The organism is Amycolatopsis sp. NPDC003731 (genome assembly GCF_053586895.1).
On sequence record NZ_JBSFNC010000018.1, the window covers coordinates 13,173 to 34,116 of the forward strand.

Genomic DNA, 20,944 nt, shown 5'->3' on the forward strand with positions numbered 1-20,944 from the left:
GCACCGAAAGCCGGGGAGCGCTTCAATGTCTCCATGCACAGCGATGTGATTGCCACCGAGCACGCGGCGCGGCTCGCGGCGGTGGATCCCCTCCTCCCCGGCTCGACCCCCTTCGAAGCAGCGGAAAACGCGGTGGTCCTGGAGGTCGCGACGGGCGACTCCGCCGCGTCCGGGCTGGCGTCCCGCGTCCAGGTCGACCGCGACGCCCCGAACGCTCCCTGGCGCGCGCTGACCGAACACCGCCTCGACCTGCAGCTGGCCGGCCCGCAGCCGGCGGCCGTCCTCGACGCTCTGCTCACCCGATGGGATGAACATCTGCGCGCGGTCGCCGAGCGCGGCGACACCGAGACGGCGGCGATCGTCCCGCGCGCGAGCCGCGACGCCGCCGGCGGGCGGGAGATGCTGCACCACGGCTTCGCCCCGTTGCGGGTGATCGCCGTCCGCCCCTCGGAGCGGCTGGTCCCGGCCACCCCGCTGGGGACACCGGGGGTCAAGATCCGCCGTGCCGAGCCCGACGACCTCGAGACCGCGGTGGCGCTCGGCATGGAGCTGCACTCCTACGACGCCCAGTACGGCACGGTGAACTGGCGCACGGGGGTCGAGGAGATCCTGGCCAAGGACCTCGCCGAGCAGCTGAAGCGGCCGGAGCCGCCGTTGTGGATCGCCGAGCTGTACGGCCGTCCGCTCGGCATGGTGAGCGTCCAGCACCCGGGCGAGACCGGCTGGATCAGCGGCCGGGTCGCGGCTTCCCGGGTGGGCTACCTGTCGTCGCTGGCCGTGGCGGAGGCCGCGCGGTCCTCCGGCGTCGGCACGGCGCTGGCGACGCACGCCCACCACGTCCTGGACGAGGAAGGCGCCGACGTCGTCCTGCTGCACCACGCCGCGGCGAACCCGCTGTCGACGCCGTTCTGGTACGCGCAGGGCTACCGCCCGCTGTGGACGTACTGGCAGCGTCGACCGGCTGTTCGGTGAACTGCTGTTCGGTGAACTACTGGAGGATTACCGCGGCTGCCCCGGGCTTATAGGCTGACCTCGCCGCCAGCGAGGGGAGCCTGAAGTGACCGACCAGCGGGATTCCGCGCCGAGAGCGCCCGAGGGTGTCGACACCGAGAAGCCGTCCGCGGCCCGGATCTACGACTGGTACCTGGGCGGTACCCAGAACTGGGCCGTGGACCGCGAGTTCGGCCGGCGCATGGAGCAGCAGTGGCCGCTGGTGCGCCCGGGGTCGAAGCAGAACCGCGAGTTCATGAACCGCGCGGTCCGGGCGGCGCTGCGGGCCGGCATCCGGCAGTTCATCGACCTCGGCTCGGGCGTGCCGACGGCGGGCAACGTGCACGAGGTCGTCGAGGCGGAGCTGCCCGAGGACCACGACGCGAAGGTCGTGTACGTCGACTACGAGCCGGTCGCCGTCGCCCACGCGACGCTGATCCTCGAAGAGGGCATGGCGACCGACTGGGCCGGCATCGTCCAGGCCGACATGCGGGACGCGAAGTCCGTCCTGCGTTCCGAAGAGACGCGCCGGCTGATCGACTTCTCGCAGCCGGTCTGCCTGATCATGGCGGCGGTCCTGCACTTCGTCGGCCCGGACGACGACCCGGAGGGGCTCCTGGCGGCGTACCGCGACGCGCTCGCGCCGGGCAGCTGGCTGGCGATCTCCCAGATGAGCGAGGGCGACGGGTCGGGCCCGTACCTCGAGGGGCTGCGCTGGTTCGTCGAGCAGTACCGCAAGACGAGCAACCCGGTCTGGCTGCGCGACCGCGAGGAGATCGAGCCCCTCTTCGGCGGCTGGCCGCTCCTGGAGCCGGGCATCGTGCACCTGCCGGACTGGCGGCCGGACCGGAAGATCAACGCCCTGGAGGCGGAGGCCCGGCCCTTCGCTTGGTGCGCCGTCGCGGCGAAGCCAGGGCGCTGACCTGCGGTTTCCGCGATCGCTGTGGGCGAACGCACCATCGGAAACAAACACACCCATCGGAGAGTTGAGCTAGGCAGACTCAACTATCCGAGGAGTGCACATGTCCGACACCCGCCTCCTGCCCGTGCTCCCGCTCGATGACGACGTCGTGCTGCCGGGCATGGTCGTCCCGCTCGACCTGACCGACACCGAGACGCGGGCCGCGGTGGAGTCCGCCCAGGCCAAGACGCCGAGCCAGGCGTCCTTCCCCGGCATCCGCTCGGCCGCGCCCGCCAAGGCCGAAGTCCTCATCGTCCCGCGCGTCCACGGCGAATACGCCGAATTCGGCACCGTCGCGACGGTCGAGCGCATCGGCCGCGTGCCCGGCGGCAAGGCCGCCGTCCTGCTGCGCGGCACGGCCCGCGCGGTCGTCGGCCGGATCGCCGACGGTCCCGGCGCCGCCCGCTGGGTGCACGCCGAGGACGCCCCCGAGACCACGAACGACCAGACCGCCAAGCTCGCGGCCGAGTACAAGGCCGTCGTCATCTCAATCCTCCAGCAGCGCGGCGGCTGGCAGCTGATCGACGCCGTCCAGCAGGTCGAGGACGCCTCCGCGGTCGCCGACCTGTCCGGGAACGCGCCGTACCTGTCCACCGAGCAGAAGCTCGAGCTGCTGTCCACTTTGGACGTCACCGCGCGCCTGGAGAAGGCCCTCGAGTGGAGCAAGGAGCACCTGGCCGAGCTCGAGGTGACCGACACGATCCGCAAGGACGTCGCCGAGGGCATGGAGAAGCAGCAGAAGGAATTCCTGCTGCGCCGCCAGCTCGAAGCGATCCGCAAGGAACTCGGCGAACTCGACGGCACCGCCGACGAGACGGACTACCGCGCCCGCGTCGAGGGTGCCGAGCTGCCCGACGCCGTCAAGAAGGCCGCGCTGGCCGAAGTGGACAAGCTGGACCGCACGTCCGAGCAGTCCCCGGAGGGCGGCTGGATCCGCACCTGGCTGGACACCGTCCTGGAGCTGCCCTGGAACGAGCGCACCGAGGACAGTTACGACATCGCGGCCGCGCGTGCGGTGCTCGACGCCGACCACGCGGGCCTCGACGACGTCAAGGAACGCATCATCGAGTACTTGGCCGTCCGCAAGCGGCGTGCCGAATCGGGTCTCGGCCCGGTCGGTGGTCGCCGGTCCGGCGCGGTGCTCGCCCTCGCGGGCCCTCCCGGGGTCGGCAAGACGTCGCTGGGCGAGTCCGTCGCGAAGGCCATGGGCCGCAAGTTCGTCCGCGTGGCGCTCGGCGGCATCCGTGACGAGGCGGAGATCCGCGGCCACCGCCGCACCTACGTCGGCGCGCTGCCCGGCCGGATCGTCCGCGCCATCAAGGAAGCCGGCTCGATGAACCCGGTCGTGCTGCTCGACGAGATCGACAAGGTCGGCGCCGACTACCGCGGCGACCCGACCGCGGCCCTGCTCGAAGTGCTGGACCCGGAGCAGAACCACACGTTCCGCGACCACTACCTCGAGGTCGAGCTGGACCTGTCCGACGTCGTGTTCCTGGCCACGGCCAACGCCCTGGAGACCATCCCCGGCCCGCTGCTGGACCGCATGGAGCTCGTCACGCTGGACGGCTACACCGAGCACGAGAAGGTCACCATCGCCCGCGACCACCTGCTCCCGCGCGAGCTGGAGCGGGCCGGCCTGACCACCGCGGACGTCACGCTGACGGACGCCGCGTTCAGCCGGATCGCCGCCGAGTACACCCGCGAGGCGGGCGTGCGCGACGCGAACCGGACGATCGCCAAGGTGCTGCGGAAGATCGCGACCAAGGTCGCCCTGGACGAGGTTGCGCTGCCGGTTTCCCTGGACGCGTCCGATCTGGAGGCCTACCTGGGCCGCCCGCGGCACATCCCGGAGTCGTCGCTCCCGGCGTCGACCCAGCGCACGGCGACCCCGGGCGTGGCGACGGGCCTGGCGGTGACCGGCGCCGGCGGTGACGTCCTGTACATCGAGGCGTCGCTGGCGGACCAGGAGTCCGGCGCGTCCGGGCTGCAGCTGACCGGCCAGCTCGGCGACGTGATGAAGGAGTCGGTGCAGATCGCGCTGTCCTACCTCCGCTCGCACGGCGCGGAGCTGGAGCTGCCGGTGGGCGACCTCCGCAACCGCGGCATCCACGTCCACGTCCCGGCGGGCGCGGTGCCGAAGGACGGCCCGTCGGCGGGCATCACGATGACGACGGCCCTGGCCTCGCTGCTCTCGGGTCGCGTGGTCCGCGCGGACGTGGCGATGACCGGCGAGGTGTCCCTGACCGGGCGCGTCCTGCCGATCGGCGGCGTGAAGCAGAAGCTGCTGGCCGCACACCGGGCGGGGATGAAGACGGTGATCATCCCCCAGCGCAACGAGCCGGACCTGGACGACGTCCCGGCCGAGGTGCTCTCGCAGCTCGACGTGCACGCGGTGGCGAACGTCCGCGAGGTCCTCGACCTCGCCCTGACCCCGGCTTCGACGCCGGTTTCCCAGGCGGCGTAACCCCGAGCGCCGCCACCCCCGGACGGCCGGTTTCCCTCTCCCCCAAGGGAAACCGGCCGTTCTCCTACGCGGCGGCCTTCCGCGCGGCGACGAGGCAGCCACGACCGGTCCCGGCGGCCGCCGTGCCGTCTCGACGGCGGAACGCGGCTGCGCGGGTTGAGCATGGTCGTCACGACGAGCCCGCCGGGCCGCGTGTCGAGCAGGTGCCGCACCATCATCCGGCGTGGTCGTTTCGCACAGCCGGCCACGAGCGCGGGTTCGGCGTACTGCGCCCGAGGCAGTGTCGAGCCGCTCAAGAAAGGCGTTACGCGCGATTCGGGAAACGGTGCCAAAGGCCAATCAACTCTCGCTCACCGAAAATATCGACCACGTCGAATCGGGGAAGGGTTTAGCCCGTCCGCGTGGCACCCACCTACGCGAAGCGGCCCCATGACTTTCGCCATGGGGCCGCTCGCTGAGGGTGGCGGGTGAGGGATTCGAACCCCCGTAGGCAATGCCAACTGGTTTACAGCCAGTCCCCTTTGGCCACTCGGGTAACCCGCCAAGGCCGGTCGCACCGGCCGGGGGAAAGCTTACCCAACGCTCCGGAGCAGGGGTCAACCGGGATACCCGTCGGGTGACAGGGGCTAGGCTGGGTGCCCCCTGACAAGCGAGTACGAGGTGTGAGGACACGTGGCGGATCCCTCTTTCGACGTCGTGAGCAAGGTCGACCGCCAGGAGGTGGACAACGCGCTCAACCAGGCGAGCAAGGAGCTGGGCACCCGGTTCGACTTCCGCGGCACCGGCACGACGATCAACTGGGCCGGCGAGGAGGCGCTCACGATCGAGTCCGAGACCGAGGAGCGCGCCCTGGCCGCGGTCGAGGTGTTCAAGGAGAAGCTGATCAAGCGCAACATCTCCCTGAAGGCCTTCGAAGCCGGCGAGCCGGCGCTGTCGGGCAAGATCTACAAGATCTCCGGCAAGATCCTCCAGGGCATCGCCTCGGACAAGGCGAAGCAGATCGCCAAGTTCATCCGCGACGAGGGCCCCAAGGGCGTCCAGGCCCAGATCCAGGGCGACCAGCTGCGAGTGTCGGGCAAGAAGAAGGACCAGCTGCAGGACGTGATCGCCTTGCTCAAGGGCAAGGACTTCGAGATCGCGCTGCAGTTCACCAACTACCGGTGACGCCGCCGCGGGCACCCGGTCGCCGGGTGCCCGCTCACGACGGCGTCAGCGTCCAGCTCGCCTCGTAGCCCCCCACCTGCAGGTACACCGGCCCGCGGACGTCCCGCTCCACCTGCAGGTCGCCGATCTGGTTGAGGATCAGGTCGCGGTCCTCCGGCGACATCACCCACAGCCCGATGGCGCCGCGCGTCTTCGCCGTGAACCGCACGTGAGCCACGCCCGCCGGCAGGCGGACCACCGCGTCGCCCTTACCCGGCGTCTCCTTGCCCGCCTCCGCCGTCGGCACGCTCCGGTGGTCCGCGATCGTCGCCGTCCAGGGGGCGTTCGCGTGGACCGTCACGCGCTTCACCGGGGTGCGCGGGTCCGTGTTCATCCACGTCGTGCCCTTGTACGCGCCGATCGCGTTGACCAGGCCGTGGTCGCCGCCGTCCGTGTCGACGATCACGTTGGACGTGCACTTCGGGCACTCGAACGTGAAGAAGCCCACCTGGTCCGCCGGCCACGTCGTCTGGAACTCGCCGCTCTCCGTGCCCGTGTGCGTCTCCGGAGGCACGTCACGCGGCTCCGCGGGCGCAGTGGACAACGGCGCGGGAGACGACGGGGAAGCAACCGGATCGACGATCTCGCCGTAGCCGGTCGCCGGCGCGCACGCCGACGTCAGCACCAAGAGCAGCAGCACACCCAGCCGGATCTTCATGTTTCCCCCTCGGTGATCTTTCGGCCCCGGGGACGGGAGCGTTACCCGAACGCGTGAATGCGCCGGGTGACCGTCGCCCACCCGTGTTGTAATCGCGCGGTCACCGCGTGGAGGGGGTCGAGTTGCGCCGTTCGCTGGTCTTCCTGCTGACGCTCGCCGCCGTCGCCTCGCTGCTGACGCCCGCGAGCGCCGCCGAACGCCAGCAGCTCGTCCCCGGCTTCGGCGCCTATCCGCGGCTGATCCGGCTGGGGAACGGGCGCATCATCGCCACTCTGACCAGCGAAGACGCCGACGGCAAGTACACGCCCGTGCTGGAGAGCACCGACGAAGGCGAGTCGTTCCACGAGATCGGCGCGATCCACGACCCCGAAGGCCGGTCCGGCATGTGCTGCGGCACCGTCTACGAACTGCCCGAGCGCGTCGGCCGGCTCCGCGCGGGCACGCTGCTGTGGGCCGCCTCCTACCGGCAGGACGCCGGGCCGCGGCGCCGCATCGGGATCCGCGTCTGGGCCAGCAAGGACGGCGGCCGCTCGTGGAGCTTCCTGTCCGAGGCCGCGCGGTCGCACAACATCGACGGCATCTGGGAGCCCGAGTTCACCGTCGACGCGGGTGGCACGCTCTGGCTCCACTTCGCCGACGAGACGCAGGCGCCGAAGTACGCCCAGGTGCTCAACCGGGTCGCTTCGACCGACGGCGTGAACTGGGGCACCAAGCAGCTCACCATGGCGATCCCGCCCGACCGCGTGCGCCCGGGGATGCCGATCATCCGGCGGCTGCCCGACAGCCGCTACTACTTCGCCTACGAGATCTGCAACTTCCGCGACCGCTACTGCGACCCGTACTTCAAGATTTCCGTCGACGGCGCCAACTGGGGCGACCCCGCCGATCCGGGCACCCGCGTCGACACGGCCACCGGCAATTACTTCCAGCATGCGCAAACCATCACGCTGTTCCCCGGCGGCCCGAACGGCGTGAGGATCGTCATGGTCGGGCAGATCTACACGAACGCCAAGGGCGTGCCGCAGCCGCAGAACGGCCAGGTCCTGCTGGCCAACGACGACTTCGGCGCTGGTCACTGGTACGAACTGCCCGCTCCCGTGCACATCAGCAGGATCTGGAACAACTTCTGCCCCAACTACTCCTCGACGCTGCTGCCGGTCGACGACGACCGGAACGTGCTGGAAATCGCCACCGAGGACAACGCCGGCTGCAAGGCCTACTTCGGTAAAGGATCCGCCTTCTAGCGACGGCCCGTAGGGTGGTCGGGTCGCGGCCACGGGAAAGGGAGGCAGTCCATGAAGGGGATCGTGCTGGCCGGAGGCAGCGGGACACGTCTGCACCCGATCACCCAGGCGGTGTCCAAGCAGCTGCTGCCGGTCTACGACAAGCCGATGGTCTACTACCCCATCTCGGTGCTGATGCTGGCCGGGATCCGCGAGATCCTCGTCATCTCCACCCCCACCGACCTGCCGATGTTCCGCAGGCTGCTGGGCAACGGCGACCAGTTCGGCGTCTCCTTCTCCTACGCCGAGCAGCCGAGCCCGAACGGCCTGGCCGAGGCCTTCGTGATCGGCGCGGACTTCATCGGCGACGACGACGTGGCGCTGGTCCTCGGCGACAACATCTTCTACGGCCAGGGCTTCTCGAGCCGCCTCCAGCAGGCCGTGCGCGAGCTCGACGGCTGCGTCCTGTTCGGCTACCCGGTCAAGGACCCCGAGCGCTACGGCGTCGGCGAGGTCGACGACGCGGGCAAGCTGATCACCATCGAGGAGAAGCCGCTGAAGCCGCGCTCCAACCAGGCGATCACCGGCCTGTACTTCTACGACAACGAGGTCGTCGACATCGCCGGCGCGCTGAAGCCGTCGGCGCGCGGTGAGCTGGAAATCACCGACGTCAACCTGACCTACCTGCGGAAGGACCGCGCCACGCTCGTCGAGCTCAGCCGCGGCTTCGCCTGGCTCGACACCGGCACGCACGACTCGCTGCTCGAAGCCGGCCAGTTCGTGCAGGTCCTGGAGCACCGGACGGGCGTGCGCATCGCCTGCCTCGAGGAGATCGCGCTGCGCATGGGCTTCATCGACGCCGACGAGTGCTACGCGCTGGGTGCGAAGCTGGCGAAGTCCGGCTACGGCGACTACGTCAAGGCAGTCGCCGTAGCGGCGGGAGCGTCGGTCTAGCCGGTCCACAGAGGACGGAAGGCTCAGAACGGCCGGCGCGCCATCTCCTCCAGCCGCGCGATCCGGTCGGCGATCGGCGGGTGCGTCGAGAACAGCTTGCTCAGCCCCTCGCCCGGGCGGAACGGGTTCGCGATCATCAGGTGCGACTGCGACACCAGCTGCGGCTCGGCCACCAGCGGCTTCGCCCGGGTGCCGGCGTCCAGCTTCCGCAGCGCCGAGGCCAGCCCCAGCGGGTCGCCGGTCAGCCGGGCACCCGACGCGTCGGCCTGGTACTCCCTCGACCGGCTGACACCCATCCGTATGACGGCCGCCGCGATCGGGCCGACGAAGATCAGCAGGAGGCTGAGCAGGGGGTTCCCGTCGCGGTTGTTGCCGCCGAAGAACAGCGCGATGTTTGCGAGCACGCTGATCACGCTGGCCAGCGCGCCGGCCACGCACGAGATCAGGATGTCGCGGTTGTAGACGTGCGACAGCTCGTGGCCGAGCACCGCCCGCAGCTCGCGCTCGTCGAGCAGCTCGAGGATGCCGGTGGTGCAGCACACCGCCGCGTGCCGCGGGTTGCGGCCGGTCGCGAACGCGTTCGGCGCGACCGTCGGGCTGATGTAGAGCTGCGGCATCGGCTGCCGGGCGACCTGCGCGAGCTCGCGCACGATCCGGTACATCGCGGGCTGCTCGACCTCGGACACCGGCCGCGCCCGCATCGCGCGCAGCGCCAGCTTGTCGGAGCTGAAGTAGGCGAACGCGTTCATCCCCAGGGCCACGACCAGCCCGATGACCAGCGCGCCCCGGCCGAAGAACCCGCTGAGCGCGACGATGATCGCCGACAGCAGGCCGAGCAGCAATGCCGTCTTGAGTCCGTTCTGGTGCCCGTGCACGTCCGCTCGCCTCCGTCCGCTCTGGAAGTGGGTTACCCAGTGGAAACAACGCGATCGGGGGACGCGAAGTTCCTTCACATGGCGATCCCGCGGGTTACGCTCGCACGGCGAGATGATCAGGAGCGGAGGCGCCGATGGGCGGTGCGCGGCTACCCCGGCGAGCACTGTTCGCCCTGGTCACGGCGGGTGCCGGCGCCCTCGTCCTGCCCGGGACGGCCCGCGCGGAGGACGTCCGGTCCCTCGACCTCGGCGGGGCGCCGGCCAGGGTCGCGGTGAACCCGGTCACCGGCCTCGGGTACGTCACCGACGCCCAGGCCGGGACGGTCTCCGTGGTGGATCCGCGCCGGGTGTCGGTCGTCGACGTGATCCACGTCGGCGGCGAGCCCGGCGACGTCGCGGCCGACCCGGCGGCCGGCCGGATCTACGTCGCGAACCCGCCGGCGGGCACGGTCGTGGTGCTGGACAGCCGGACGCACGACCTGGTGAGCGTGATCGGCGCGGGCGCCGGCGCGTCGGCGCTGGCGGTCGACGAGGAGGCCAACCGCGTCTACGCGGCCAGCGGCACCACCGGCACGCTCGCCGTGCTCGACGGCGTCAGCTGCACGCTCGCCGCGCTCGTGCCGGGCCCGAAGCCGGGCTTCGCCGGGATCGGCGTCGACTCCGGCCGCAAGCTGGCCTACTGCGCGAGCACCGCCTCCGATTCGGTCGAGGTCTTCTCGATCGACAGCGGGCGGTTCGTCGCCTCGGTGCAGGTCGGGCGCAACCCGACCGGCGTCGCCGTGCACCAGGCGAGCGGCACGGTCTACGTCGCGAACTCCGGCATCCACCACATGTCCATTGTGGACGCCGCGACCCGCACCGAGCGCAAGACCGTGCTGCTGCGCAGCGAATCCTCCGCGCTGGCCGTGCACCAGGGCACGAACACGGTGTACACGAACGGCGGCCAGAACGGGCTCACCCGCGTCGACGGCACGGCGGGCACGCTGAGCGGCGAGCTGTCACTGGGCGTCAACCCCGGCGACGTCGCGGTCGACCAGCGGTCACGCACCGTGTGGGTCACCGACCCCCTGCACGGGCGCCTCTTCCTGGTCCGCGACTTCTGACCGCCCAGCTGGGGCAACTCCAGGTATACGGTCGGCGGACATGGAACTCGGACTGCAGATCCCCGACTTCACCTGGCCGAACGGGGCGTCCGCGCTGGGCGCCGACCTGGCCGCCGTCGTCCGCGCCGCCGACCGGGCCGGCTTCGGCTCCATCGCCGTGATGGACCACTTCTTCCAGATCGGCGGCGTCGGCCCGACCGAAAACGACATGCTCGAGGCGTACACGACCCTCGGCTTCATCGCGGCGCACACCGAGCGCGCCAAGCTGCTCACCGTCGTCACCGGGGTCCTCTACCGGCACCCCGGCCTGCTGGCCAAGGCGATCACGACGCTGGACGTGCTCTCCGGCGGCCGCGCGATCCTTGGCATCGGCGCGGGCTGGAACGAGGAGGAGTCCCGCGGGCTCGGCTTCCCGTTCCCGTCCGTGGCCGAGCGCTTCGAGCTGCTGGAGGAGAACCTCCAGTACGTGCTGCAGATGTGGGCCGACGGTGACGCGCCGTTCAAGAGCAAGCACTTCGACGCCGAACGGCTGCTGAACGTTCCCCAGGCGCTGTCGGAGCCGCGGCCGCCGATCATGATCGGCGGCGGCGGGGAGAAGAAGACGCTGCGGCTGGTCGCGAAGTACGCCGACCAGTGCAACCTGTTCAACGGGCCGGAGCTGGAGCGCAAGCTCGACGTGCTGCGGCAGCACTGCGAGAACGAGGGCCGCGACTACGACTCGATCACCAAGACCGTCTACCACATCCTCGACATCGGCGAGAACGGTGAGAAATCCGGCGAGCTGCTGGCCGAGCTGGAGCGGCTGAACGGCCTGGGCATCCACGTGGCGCTGGGCATGGTCCCGCACGTCCACCGGCCGGAGATCCTGGAGAAGTTCGCCACCGACGTCATCCCGGCGGCGGCGAAGATCTCCTGACCGTCGTCCTGAGCCCTCTCCGCCACCCGGCGGGGAGGGCTCAGCCGTCCTTGGCGACGACCCGGGTGAGGGCCGCGACGCCGATCCCGGTCACCGCCACCACGATCCCGGTGATCAGCCAGCCCACCAGCGCGAGCACCACGCCGGTGACCCCGAAGAGGGCGAGTTCCAGCAGGAAGCGGGCCGGTTCCGGCAGGCGGCGGCGCGCCCGCGGCGCCAGGAAGAGACCCCAGAGCGCGGCGGCCGCCACCGGCAGCAGGACCGCGTCGACGATCGCCAGCGCGACCCCGCTGCCGAGCTGGGTGCCCGCCAGGGCCAGCCCGCCCAGCAGCATCAGCTCGGTGAGGAAGCGGGCCGTCAGCACCACGCCCGAGAACCCGCTCAGGCGGGGGGTGGACTCCGATGTCATCCGGCCAGCCTAGGAGCACGTCCACTGTGGACGTTACGGGTCCGGCCGGGTACGGTTCGTGATTCCGGCCACAGTCCGGCCGTTCAGGTTGCGGTTCCGAATCGGTCCACCAGCGGCTCCCGCGTCGCTGTAACGACCTCCCGGCGCCGGTCGACGTGTTGGGTGCACATCGCGACCGCGAGCCAAGGAGCCTGGTAGATGACCACATGTCGACTCTGCGGTTCGACAAACACGGCCAGTGTCGTCGACCTCGGCGCGACTCCCCCGTGTGAGCGATTTTTGCCGGCGGAGCAGCTCGACGAACCGGAAGCCACCTTCCCGCTGCACCTGAAGGTCTGCACCGACTGCTGGCTCGCCCAGATCCCGCCGCTGATCGACCCCGACGACACCTTCACCGAGTACGCGTACTTCTCGTCCTTCTCGACGTCGTGGGTCGAGCACGCGAAGCGGTTCGTCGACGGCGCGGTCGAGCGGCTCGGGCTCGGCGAGAAGTCGTTCGTCGTCGAGGTGGCGAGCAACGACGGGTACCTGCTCCAGCACGTCGTCGGGCACGGGATCCGGTGTCTGGGCGTGGAACCTTCGGTGAACGTCGGGCAGGCGGCGCGCGACGCCGGCGTGCCCACCCTGACGGCCTTCCTCTCCGAGGAAACCGGCCTGAAGGTGCGCGAGGAGCACGGGCCGGCGGACCTCGTCGCCGCGAACAACGTCTACGCGCACATCCCCGACGTCCTCGGCTTCACGAAGGGCCTGCGGGCGCTCGTCGCCGACGACGGCTGGGTCTCCATCGAGGTCCAGCACCTGCTCACGCTGATCGAAAAGAACCAGTACGACACGATCTACCACGAGCACTTCCAGTACTACACGGTCGAATCCGCGCGCCGCGCCCTCGCGACCGGCGGGCTGACCGTGGTCGACGTCGAGCTGCTGCCGACGCACGGCGGGTCGATCCGGCTTTGGGCGCGCCCCGACGGTGTCGCGGGCGAGCCCAGCGAGCGGATGACCGACGTGCTGGAGCGCGAAAAGGCCGCCGGGCTGCACGAGCTGTCCGGGTACACCGAGTTCGCCGAGCGCGTCACCCGCGTGCGGCTGGACCTGCTGAAGTTCCTCATCGAGGCGCGCAACGACGGGAAGACCGTCGTCGGCTACGGCGCCCCGGGCAAGGGCAACACCCTGCTGAACCACTGCGGCATCCGGACGGACCTGCTGCAGTACACGGTCGACCGCAACCCGTACAAGCACGGGCGCTTCACCCCGGGCACGCGCATCCCGGTGCTGCCCCCGGAACGGATCGACGCGGACCGGCCGGACTACGTGCTCGTCCTCCCGTGGAACCTCCGGGAGGAACTGACCGAACAGCTCTCCCACATCGGGTCCTGGGGCGGCAAGCTCGTGTTCCCGATCCCCCACCTGGAAATCGTCGAGGTGCAGTGAAGTGAAGGTCGTCCTCTTCTGCGGTGGCTACGGGATGCGGATGCGCAACGGCGCGGCCGACGACGTCCCGAAGCCGATGGCGATGGTCGGTCCGAGACCGCTCATCTGGCACGTCATGCGGTACTACGCGCATTTCGGCCACACCGAATTCATCCTGTGCCTCGGCTACGGCGCGGCGCACATCAAGAACTTCTTCCTGTCCTACGAGGAAACGATTTCGAACGATTTCATCCTCCGGGGCGGCAAGGCCGAGCTGCTTTCGACCGACATCGCGGACTGGACGATCACCTTCGTGCAGACCGGGATCGAGTCGCCGATCGGCGAGCGGCTGCGGCGGGTGCGTGACCACCTCGACGGCGACGAGATGTTCCTCGCGAACTACGCCGACGTCCTGTCCGACGTGCCGCTGCCCGAGATGATCGAGCGCTTCGAGAAGTCGGACGCGGGCGCGTCGATGATGGTCGTCCCGCCGCAGTCGTCGTTCCACTGCGTCGAAATGGACGAAGGCGGCATGGTCGGCTCGATCACCGCGGTGAGCGAAATGCCGCTGTGGGAGAACGGCGGCTACTTCGTGCTGCGGCAGGACGTGTTCGACCACATTCCCGAGAACGGCGACCTGGTCGCCGACGGCTGCGCCGAGCTGGCCAAGCAGGGCCGTCTGCTGGCCTACCCGTACCGCGGGTTCTGGAAGCCGACCGACACGGTCAAGGAGCGGGCGGCGCTGGACTACGCCTACAGCCACGGCGACCGCCCCTGGGCGCTGTGGGAGCGCCCGGCCGCGAGCACCGCGTGATCGGGCTCCGACCGGATCGGCTCGGCAGCGTCGTCGCACTCGGTGCGCACTGCGACGACATCGCGATCGGCGCCGGCGGCACGCTGCTGACGCTGTGTTCCTCCCGGCCCGGCCTGCGGGTCGACGCCCTGGTCCTCTCCGGCGGCGGCACCGACCGCGAGGACGAGGAGCGGGCCGCGCTGGCGGCGTTCTGCCCCGGCGCGGACGTCGACGTCACGGTGCTGAAGCTGCGGGACGGGCGCTTCCCGGCCCACTGGGAAGAGGCCAAGAACGCCCTCGAAGACCTGCGGCGGCGGACCGACCCGGACGTCATCCTGGCGCCGCGCACCGACGACGCGCACCAGGACCACCGCGGGCTGGCGAAGCTGGTGCCGACGGCGTTCCGCGACCACCTGACGCTCGGCTACGAGATCGTCAAGTGGGACGGCGACCTCGGCCGCCCGTCGGTGTACCAGCCGCTGTCCGACGAGCTCGCGGAGGAGAAGGTCCGGCTGCTGCAGGCGCACTACGCCTCGCAGCGGCACCGGCCCTGGTACGACCGCGAGGCGTTTCTGGGGCTGGCCCGGATCCGCGGGATCGAAGCCGCCGCGAAGTACGCCGAAGCGTTTTTCGTCAAGAAACTCACTCTCGATCTGAAGGGCTGAATCCGATGCGGGTGTTGCTGACGGGGCACAAGGGCTACCTGGGGACGGTGATGGCCCCGGTGCTCGCCGCCGCCGGCCACGAAGTCACCGGCCTGGACTCCGGGCTGTTCGAGGACTGCCTGCTCGGGCCCGCCCCCGCCGACCCGGCCGGGCACGTCGTCGACCTGCGGGACGTCACGGCTTCGCACGTCGAAGGCTTCGACGCCGTGATCCACCTGGCCGCGCTGTCGAACGACCCGCTGGGCTCGCTCGCGCCGGAGCTGACCTACGACATCAACCACCACGCGTCGGTGAAGCTCGCGAAGCTGGCGAAGGACGCGGGCGTCAAGCGGTACATCTACGCGTCGACCTGCTCGGTGTACGGCGCGGGCGGCGACAACCTCGTCGACGAGGACGCCCCGCTGCGCCCGGTGACGCCGTACGCGGAGTCGAAGGTGCGTGTCGAGGCCGACGTCCACGAGCTCGCCGACGACGACTTCACGCCGGTGTACATGCGCAACGCGACCGCGTTCGGCTACTCGCCCCGCCTGCGCGGCGACATCGTGCTGAACAACCTGACCGCGCACGCCCACCTGTCCGGCGAGGTGCTGGTGCTCTCGGACGGCACGCCGTGGCGCCCGCTGGTGCACGCCCAGGACATCGCGCGCGCGTTCGCGGCTGCGTTGTCCGCGCCGAAGGAGGCCGTGCACAACAAGGCCTTCAACATCGGCACCGAGGAGAACAACGTCACGGTCGCCGAGATCGCCCAGGAGGTCGTCGAGGCCGTGCCGGGTTCGACGCTGAACATCACCGGCGAGGCGGGCGCCGACCCGCGCTCCTACCGGGTCGACTTCTCGCGCTTCCGCGCGGCGGTCCCCGGCTTCGCCTGCGACTGGTCGGTCAAGGACGGCGCCGTCGAGCTCATCGAGGCCTACCGCAAGTTCGGGCTGACCCGCGAGTCGTTCCAGCAGCTGTTCACCCGGCTCGCCTGGCTGAAGAGCGAGGGCGAAGCCGGCCGCGTCGACACCACCCTGCGGCGGAAGTAGTGGCGGGCCCGCAGCTGCGGACCGGGGCGGAGCTGCACGCCCTGGTCGAGCGGCTGTACCCGATCTGCCGCAGCATCACCGGCGACGGCGTGCGGCAGACCTTGGACATCATCGGCGAGCACATCGCGCTGGAGCGGCACGAGGTCCCGACCGGCACCGCGGTGCTGGACTGGACGATCCCGCAGGAGTGGAACATCCGGGACGCCTACGTCGCCGCGCCTTCGGGCGAGCGCGTGATCGACTTCCAGGAGCTGAACCTGCACGTCGTCGGGTACAGCGTCCCGGTGCGGCAGCGGATGCCGCTGAGCGAGCTGCGGGAGCACCTGCACACGCTGCCGGACCAGCCGTCGTGGGTGCCCTACCGGACCAGCTATTACGCCCCGGCCTGGGGATTCTGCCTCGCGCAGGAGAAGCTCGACGCGCTCCCCGACGGCGAATACGACGTCGTCATCGACTCGACGCTGGCCGACGGCTCGCTGACCTACGCCGAGCACGTCGTGCCCGGCCGCGTCACCGACGAGGTCATCGTGTCCTGCCACGTGTGCCACCCGTCGCTGGCGAACGACAACCTCGCCGGCATCGCGGTGGCCATCTCGCTGGCCCAGCAGCTGGCTCTCTCCCAGCCCCACTACACCTACCGGTTCCTGTTCATGCCGGGCACGATCGGCTCGATCACCTGGCTGGCGCGCAACGCTTCCCGGATCGACAAGGTCCGGCACGGCCTCGTGCTGGCGTGCGCGGGCGACCCGGGGTCGCTGACGTACAAGAAGTCCCGCCGCGACGACGCCGAGATCGACCGCGTCGTGCAGCACGTCCTGCGATCGCGGGAGCACCGGGTCGTCGACTTCTCGCCGTACGGCTACGACGAGCGCCAGTTCTGCTCGCCGGGCTTCAACCTCGGCGTCGGCTCCCTGACGCGCACGCCGTACGCGGGCTACCCGGAGTACCACACCTCGGCGGACAACCCGAGTTTCGTGTCGCCCGCGGCCATGGAGGACACCCTCAGCGCGCTTCTCGACGCCTTCGGCGTCCTGGACCGCAACCGCCGGTACGTGAATCTAAGCCCGTACGGCGAGCCCCAGCTCGGCAAGCGCGGGCTGTACGACTCGCTCGGCGGCCGCAGCGACGCCAAGCAGGCCCAGATGGCGATGCTGTGGGTGCTCAACCTCTCCGACGGTTCGCACAGCCTGCTCGACATCGCCGAGCGCGCCGGCCTGCCCTTCGACATCGTCGACGTCGCGGCCCGGGCGCTCCACGACGCCGGCCTGGTCAAGGAGTGAGCGACGTGGCCAACCATCGCCGTACCCCGCGCTCGATCTTCCGGTCGGGCGCGGTTCGCGCGATGGCCGGACGGTTGAGCTGGGGCCTCGGCGACCAGGCCGTGTCCAGCCTGACCAACTTCGCCGTCGGGCTGTACGTGGCCCGCTCGCTCGGCACGTTCGCGTTCGGCATCTTCAGCCTCGCCTGGGTCACCTACGGCGTGGTGCTCAACGTCTCCCGCGGCCTGGCCACCGACCCCCTGATGGTGCGCTTCAGCGCCGTCCCGGAGGACCGGTGGCGGGTCGGGGTGGCGAGCGCGTCGGGCACCGCGATCGGCGTCGGCTGCGCGACCGGCCTGGTCAGTCTCGTGGCCGGCCTGGCCGCGGGCGGCCCGCTCGGCAACGCGTTCGTCGCCCTCGCCGTGGTGCTGCCGGGCCTGCTCCTCCAGGACGCCTGGCGCTTCGCGTTCTTCGCGCGCGGCGCGGGCAAGAAGGCGTTCGTCAACGACTGCGTGTGGGGCGTGGCCCTGATCCCGGCGCTCTACGTCGCCGCCCAGATCCACACGGTGGTCGCGTTCGTGCTGGCCTGGGGCCTGTCCGGCGCGGTCGCGGCCCTGTACGGCGGGTTCCAGACGAGGATCCTCCCGCACCCGCGCGAGATGCTCGGCTGGCTCCGGACGCAGCGCGACCTCAGCGTCCGGTACCTCGTCGAGAACGTCAGCAACAGCGGCGCCTCGCAGCTGCGCGCGTACGGCCTCGGCGCCATCGCCGGGATCACGGCCGTCGGCGCGGTCCGCGGCGCCGAGCAGCTCCTCGGCCCGTTCCTGGCCCTGCTCATGGGGCTGTCCCTGGTCACCGTCGCCGAGGGCGCACGGGTGCTTCAGCGGGCGCCGCACCGGCTGAAGCACTTCTGCATGATCCTCGGCGGCGGCCAAGCGGGCGCCGCCCTGTGCTGGGGCCTCGGCCTGCTCCTCCTCGTGCCCGACAGCGCCGGCCGCTGGGTGATGGGTTCGGTCTGGGACTCGTCGTCCCCGCTGATCCTCCCGGTGACCCTCGCCGTCGTCGGCGCGAGCTTCGCCACGGGCGCGGCCGCCGGCCTGCGCGCCCTCGGCGCGGCCAAGCGGAGCCTGCGCTCGCAGCTGGTCGCGTCCCTGTTCTACGTCACCTTCGGCATCGCCGGCGCGTTCCTCGGCGGCGCGTCCGGGTCCGCGTGGGGCGTCGCGACGGCCACCCTCAGCGGATCCGTCGTCTGGTGGTTCCAGCTGCGGGCCGGGCTGCGCGAGTACGTGCCGCCGGGGGCCGACGAGCCCACCGTGGTGTTCGAGCCGATCAAAGAGCCGATCAAGGAATGAGGACTCCATGACCACCGTCCCGCGGCTGAGCCTCGGCCTCCCGGTGTACAACGGCGAGGAGTACCTCGCCGAGTCGCTGGACGCCCTGCTCGGCCAGACCTACGAAGACTTCGAGCTGATCATCTCGGACAACGCCTCCACCGACGGCACCGACGAGATCTGCCGCCGCTACGCCGAGAAGGACTCGCGGATCCGCTACGTCCGCCAGCCGAAGAACATCGGCGCGACGCCGAACCACAACTTCGTGTTCGACGTCTCCCGCACCGAGCTCTTCAAGTGGGTCTCCCACGACGACCTGTATGCCCGCGACCTGCTCAAGCGGTGCATCGAAGCCCTCGACGAGCGCCCGGACATCATCCTGGCCCACTGCGACCAGGCGATCATCGACGGCGACGGCCGCATCGTCCAGCCGCTGCAGTACACGCTGGACACGGCGTCCCCGCACGCGCCGGACCGCTTCCGCAGCATCCTGTTCGAGCCGGGCGGCGACGACTTCTACGGCGTCATCCGCGCCGACGTCCTCCGCCGCGTCAAGCCGCTCGACAGCTACCACCACGCCGACCGGACGTACTCGGCCGAGATGGCCCTGCACGGCCCGTTCCACCAGGTGCCCGAGCTGCTCTACTTCCGCCGCGACCACCCCGGCCGCGCGGAACGGGCCAACCCGACCATCCGGAGCCGGTGCGCGAATCTGGACCCGCGGCGCGCGAACCGGCTCCGGAATCCCACCGTCCGCCTGCTCGGCGAGTACGTGTACGGGTTCGCGGACCTGATCCGCCGCGCGCCGATCTCGGCGGCCGACAAGCGCGAGTGCTTCGGCCACCTCGGCGCCTGGCTGACCAACCGGGCCCGCTCCGGCCACGGCGAGCGCGTCGAGGACCGCGCGCCGACCGCCTCGGACGTCGCCACGGTCAACGAGATCGTGGCCGGCCGGGAAGGCAGGCTCGCGTGAAGCGTCGGCCCCGCGTCGGCGTGTTCGGCCTGCTCGGCTCGGGGAACCTCGGCAACGACGGTTCCCTCGAAGCCGTACTCGGCTACCTGCGCGCCGAGTACCCGGACGCGGTCCTGACCGGCCTGGTGGGCGGCCCGGACATCGTCCGCGCGCGGTACGGCGTCGACACCACGCCGCTGCACTGGAACCAGGCCGAGTACGAGACGGCGTCCGGCCTCCGGTCGATCGTCATCAAGGGACTCGGCAAGCTGGTCGACATCGGCCGAACGGCCGCCTGGGTCCGCAAGCAGGACGTCGTCATCGTGCCCGGCATGGGTGTCCTCGAAGCGACGCTTCCGCTGCGTCCGTGGGGTTTCCCGTATTCGCTCTTCCTCCTCTCCGCCACCGGGCGCCTCTTCGGCACCAAGGTGGCCCTCGTCTGCGTGGGTGCGAACCACATCAGCGCGCGGGCGACCCGGACGCTGGTCCGCTGGTCCGGCCGGCTGGCCGCGTACCGCTCCTACCGCGACGACATCTCCCGCGACGCCATGCGCGCCATGGGCGTCGACACGAGTGCCGACCAGGTCTACCCCGACCTCGCGTTCTCCCTCCCCACCCCGGCCGCCGGCGGTAAGCCGGGCACCGTCGGCGTCGGCGTGATGGCCTACTACGGCGGCAACGACGACCGCGCCGAGGCCGACCGCATCTACCGCCACTACGTGGACACGATGAACCGTTTCGTCGCCTGGCTCGTTGACCAGGGCAGACCCGTCCGGCTGTTCATCGGTGATCAGATCGACCGGCAGGTCGTCGACGAGATCATCGAGAAGACCGCTTCCCCGCTGGTGACGGCGGCTCCGGCGGAGACCCTGGACGAGCTGATGCACGAGATGGCCGCGGTGGACAGCGTGGTGGCCACGCGCTACCACAACGTGCTCTGCGCCCTGAAGGTCGCGAAACCGACCGTGGCGATCGGCTACGCGCCGAAGAACGACGTCCTCATGGCGGAGATGGGCCTCGACGGCTTCACCCAGCGGGCGAAGACCGTCGCCTTCGACCGGCTCGTCGAGCAGTTCACCGAACTCGAGAACCGCTCCGCCGAACTGCGCCAGACGCTCCAGGAACGGAACGAGATGAACGCCCAGCGGCTCAAGGACCAGTTCGCCGCCCTTTCGGCGGCCCTCTTCGGGGGTGCGCGATGAAGGCGATTCCGGTGCCCGAGATCGACGGTGCGTATCTGTTCGAACCCACCCCGCACGCGGACCAGCGCGGCTTCTTCAGCCGGACGTTCGACCGCGACGTCGTCGCCTCGGTGGGAATCGACCCGGACGGCTTCGTCCAGGACAGTCTTTCCCGTTCGCGCAAAGGCGTGGTCCGCGGGATGCACCTGCGTGGCGGGGCCGGCGAGGCGAAGCTGGTGCGGTGTTCCCACGGCGCCATCTTCGACGTCGTCGTGGATCTCCGACCGGATTCGCCGACGTTCCGGAATGTGAAAACCTTCGAACTTTCCGGTGATACCCAGGTTTCTTTGTACATCCCCGCGGGCTGCGCACACGGATTCCAGTCACTCACCGATCCCTCTGACGTTTCGTACCGTATCGATCGGGCGCACGATCCTGAAGAGGACATTACGATTTCGTACAAAGACCCTGAATTGGACATTTCGTGGCCACTGTCGGTCACAATGGTCAGTGACCGGGACGAACGGGCGCCCTCTCTCGGAGAGGCGTTGAAACCAACGAGGTGAACCACG

The 20,944-nt window shown here is 70.3% G+C and carries 20 protein-coding genes and 1 tRNA gene; 17 read left to right on the forward strand and 4 right to left on the reverse strand.

The features are described from left to right. Window positions 1-33: 33 nt before the first annotated feature. The 3 genes from ACWDN5_RS10355 (at window position 34) to lon (ending at window position 4,415) form a co-directional block, all read left to right on the forward strand. On the forward strand, window positions 34-972 hold the full coding sequence (locus ACWDN5_RS10355) for a GNAT family N-acetyltransferase (RefSeq protein ID WP_449675928.1): 939 nt from the start codon (window positions 34-36) through the stop codon (window positions 970-972). Window positions 973-1,057: 85 nt separating this feature from the next. Next, window positions 1,058-1,912, forward strand: coding sequence for an SAM-dependent methyltransferase (locus ACWDN5_RS10360; protein ID WP_449675930.1), 855 nt, complete (start codon window positions 1,058-1,060; stop codon window positions 1,910-1,912). A gap of 100 nt (window positions 1,913-2,012) precedes the next feature. Next, window positions 2,013-4,415, forward strand: coding sequence for an endopeptidase La (gene lon / locus ACWDN5_RS10365; protein ID WP_449675931.1), 2,403 nt, complete (start codon window positions 2,013-2,015; stop codon window positions 4,413-4,415). Window positions 4,416-4,876: 461 nt separating this feature from the next. On the opposite strand, the gene ACWDN5_RS10370 is transcribed toward lon, so the two are convergent. Then, window positions 4,877-4,958, reverse strand: a tRNA-Tyr gene (locus tag ACWDN5_RS10370). Window positions 4,959-5,087: 129 nt separating this feature from the next. Here ACWDN5_RS10370 and ACWDN5_RS10375 point away from each other — a divergent pair. Continuing rightward, complete coding sequence (locus ACWDN5_RS10375) at window positions 5,088-5,579, forward strand: YajQ family cyclic di-GMP-binding protein (protein WP_043783765.1); 492 nt, start codon at window positions 5,088-5,090, stop codon at window positions 5,577-5,579. 34 nt (window positions 5,580-5,613) lie between these two features. Here the strand turns inward: ACWDN5_RS10375 and ACWDN5_RS10380 are convergent, their stop codons facing one another. Then, the gene (locus tag ACWDN5_RS10380) at window positions 5,614-6,276 is read right to left on the reverse strand and encodes a hypothetical protein (RefSeq protein WP_449675933.1); all 663 of its coding nucleotides are present in this window, start codon (window positions 6,274-6,276) and stop codon (window positions 5,614-5,616) included. A gap of 107 nt (window positions 6,277-6,383) precedes the next feature. Here ACWDN5_RS10380 and ACWDN5_RS10385 point away from each other — a divergent pair, with 107 nt between their 5' ends. Then, window positions 6,384-7,520, forward strand: a complete 1,137-nt coding sequence (locus ACWDN5_RS10385) for a sialidase family protein (protein ID WP_449675934.1) — start codon at window positions 6,384-6,386, stop codon at window positions 7,518-7,520. A gap of 51 nt (window positions 7,521-7,571) precedes the next feature. Further along, complete coding sequence (gene rfbA / locus ACWDN5_RS10390) at window positions 7,572-8,453, forward strand: glucose-1-phosphate thymidylyltransferase RfbA (protein ID WP_310967827.1); 882 nt, start codon at window positions 7,572-7,574, stop codon at window positions 8,451-8,453. 23 nt (window positions 8,454-8,476) lie between these two features. Here rfbA and htpX read toward each other — a convergent pair whose 3' ends face one another. After that, window positions 8,477-9,328 carry a zinc metalloprotease HtpX gene (gene htpX, locus ACWDN5_RS10395; RefSeq protein ID WP_449675936.1) on the reverse strand — a complete coding sequence of 284 codons (852 nt, stop codon included), beginning with the start codon at window positions 9,326-9,328 and terminating at the stop codon, window positions 8,477-8,479. A gap of 134 nt (window positions 9,329-9,462) precedes the next feature. On the opposite strand from htpX, the gene ACWDN5_RS10400 reads away from it, so the two are divergent. Both ACWDN5_RS10400 and ACWDN5_RS10405 read left to right on the forward strand, forming a co-directional pair. Next, a complete protein-coding gene (locus ACWDN5_RS10400; RefSeq protein ID WP_310967829.1) occupies window positions 9,463-10,431 on the forward strand; it encodes a YncE family protein in 969 nt (322 codons plus the stop codon). A gap of 40 nt (window positions 10,432-10,471) precedes the next feature. Next, window positions 10,472-11,347, forward strand: coding sequence for an LLM class F420-dependent oxidoreductase (locus tag ACWDN5_RS10405; RefSeq protein ID WP_310967830.1), 876 nt, complete (start codon window positions 10,472-10,474; stop codon window positions 11,345-11,347). A 40-nt stretch (window positions 11,348-11,387) separates the two neighbouring features. On the opposite strand, the gene ACWDN5_RS10410 is transcribed toward ACWDN5_RS10405, so the two are convergent. Beyond that, entirely contained in the window at window positions 11,388-11,756 is a 369-nt protein-coding gene (locus ACWDN5_RS10410) for a YrdB family protein (RefSeq protein WP_449675938.1), read from the reverse strand. Between the two features lie 198 nt (window positions 11,757-11,954). Between ACWDN5_RS10410 and ACWDN5_RS10415 the strand changes: the two genes are divergently transcribed. The 9 genes from ACWDN5_RS10415 to rfbC are packed head-to-tail and all read left to right on the forward strand — an operon-like array spanning window position 11,955 to window position 20,938. Beyond that, complete coding sequence (locus tag ACWDN5_RS10415) at window positions 11,955-13,187, forward strand: class I SAM-dependent methyltransferase (RefSeq protein ID WP_310967832.1); 1,233 nt, start codon at window positions 11,955-11,957, stop codon at window positions 13,185-13,187. 1 nt (window position 13,188) lies between these two features. Further along, complete coding sequence (locus ACWDN5_RS10420; RefSeq protein WP_310967833.1) at window positions 13,189-13,980, forward strand: sugar phosphate nucleotidyltransferase; 792 nt, start codon at window positions 13,189-13,191, stop codon at window positions 13,978-13,980. Further along, window positions 13,977-14,624, forward strand: coding sequence for a PIG-L deacetylase family protein (locus ACWDN5_RS10425; protein ID WP_449675939.1), 648 nt, complete (start codon window positions 13,977-13,979; stop codon window positions 14,622-14,624). Before ACWDN5_RS10420 ends, ACWDN5_RS10425 begins: the two co-directional genes overlap by 4 nt. Window positions 14,625-14,629: 5 nt before the next feature. Then, window positions 14,630-15,649, forward strand: coding sequence for an NAD-dependent epimerase/dehydratase family protein (locus ACWDN5_RS10430; protein ID WP_310967835.1), 1,020 nt, complete (start codon window positions 14,630-14,632; stop codon window positions 15,647-15,649). Beyond that, window positions 15,649-16,929, forward strand: coding sequence for a DUF4910 domain-containing protein (locus ACWDN5_RS10435; RefSeq protein ID WP_449675941.1), 1,281 nt, complete (start codon window positions 15,649-15,651; stop codon window positions 16,927-16,929). Before ACWDN5_RS10430 ends, ACWDN5_RS10435 begins: the two co-directional genes overlap by 1 nt. Before the next feature lie 5 nt (window positions 16,930-16,934). Beyond that, a complete protein-coding gene (locus tag ACWDN5_RS10440) occupies window positions 16,935-18,260 on the forward strand; it encodes an MATE family efflux transporter (RefSeq protein WP_310967837.1) in 1,326 nt (441 codons plus the stop codon). 7 nt (window positions 18,261-18,267) lie between these two features. Next, window positions 18,268-19,212 (forward strand): glycosyltransferase family 2 protein, encoded by a 945-nt coding sequence (locus ACWDN5_RS10445; RefSeq protein WP_310967838.1) that lies wholly within the window; start codon window positions 18,268-18,270, stop codon window positions 19,210-19,212. Then, window positions 19,209-20,393 carry a polysaccharide pyruvyl transferase family protein gene (locus ACWDN5_RS10450; protein ID WP_449675943.1) on the forward strand — a complete coding sequence of 395 codons (1,185 nt, stop codon included), beginning with the start codon at window positions 19,209-19,211 and terminating at the stop codon, window positions 20,391-20,393. The genes ACWDN5_RS10445 and ACWDN5_RS10450 overlap by 4 nt, the downstream gene beginning before the upstream one ends. Further along, window positions 20,390-20,938: a dTDP-4-dehydrorhamnose 3,5-epimerase gene (gene rfbC, locus ACWDN5_RS10455; RefSeq protein WP_310967840.1), complete on the forward strand. Its 549-nt coding sequence runs from the start codon at window positions 20,390-20,392 to the stop codon at window positions 20,936-20,938. The genes ACWDN5_RS10450 and rfbC overlap by 4 nt, the downstream gene beginning before the upstream one ends. Window positions 20,939-20,944 lie beyond the last annotated feature (6 nt).

Coding starts and splice junctions, on each gene's coding strand:
- ACWDN5_RS10355 (WP_449675928.1), top strand. CDS start 34: ATGCACAGCGATGTGATTGCCACCGAGCACGCGGCGCGGCTCGCGGCG.
- lon (WP_449675931.1), top strand. CDS start 2,013: ATGTCCGACACCCGCCTCCTGCCCGTGCTCCCGCTCGATGACGACGTC.
- ACWDN5_RS10380 (WP_449675933.1), bottom strand. CDS start 6,276: ATGAAGATCCGGCTGGGTGTGCTGCTGCTCTTGGTGCTGACGTCGGCG.
- rfbA (WP_310967827.1), top strand. CDS start 7,572: ATGAAGGGGATCGTGCTGGCCGGAGGCAGCGGGACACGTCTGCACCCG.
- ACWDN5_RS10400 (WP_310967829.1), top strand. CDS start 9,463: ATGGGCGGTGCGCGGCTACCCCGGCGAGCACTGTTCGCCCTGGTCACG.
- ACWDN5_RS10405 (WP_310967830.1), top strand. CDS start 10,472: ATGGAACTCGGACTGCAGATCCCCGACTTCACCTGGCCGAACGGGGCG.
- ACWDN5_RS10410 (WP_449675938.1), bottom strand. CDS start 11,756: ATGACATCGGAGTCCACCCCCCGCCTGAGCGGGTTCTCGGGCGTGGTG.
- ACWDN5_RS10415 (WP_310967832.1), top strand. CDS start 11,955: ATGACCACATGTCGACTCTGCGGTTCGACAAACACGGCCAGTGTCGTC.
- ACWDN5_RS10430 (WP_310967835.1), top strand. CDS start 14,630: ATGCGGGTGTTGCTGACGGGGCACAAGGGCTACCTGGGGACGGTGATG.
- ACWDN5_RS10445 (WP_310967838.1), top strand. CDS start 18,268: ATGACCACCGTCCCGCGGCTGAGCCTCGGCCTCCCGGTGTACAACGGC.
- rfbC (WP_310967840.1), top strand. CDS start 20,390: ATGAAGGCGATTCCGGTGCCCGAGATCGACGGTGCGTATCTGTTCGAA.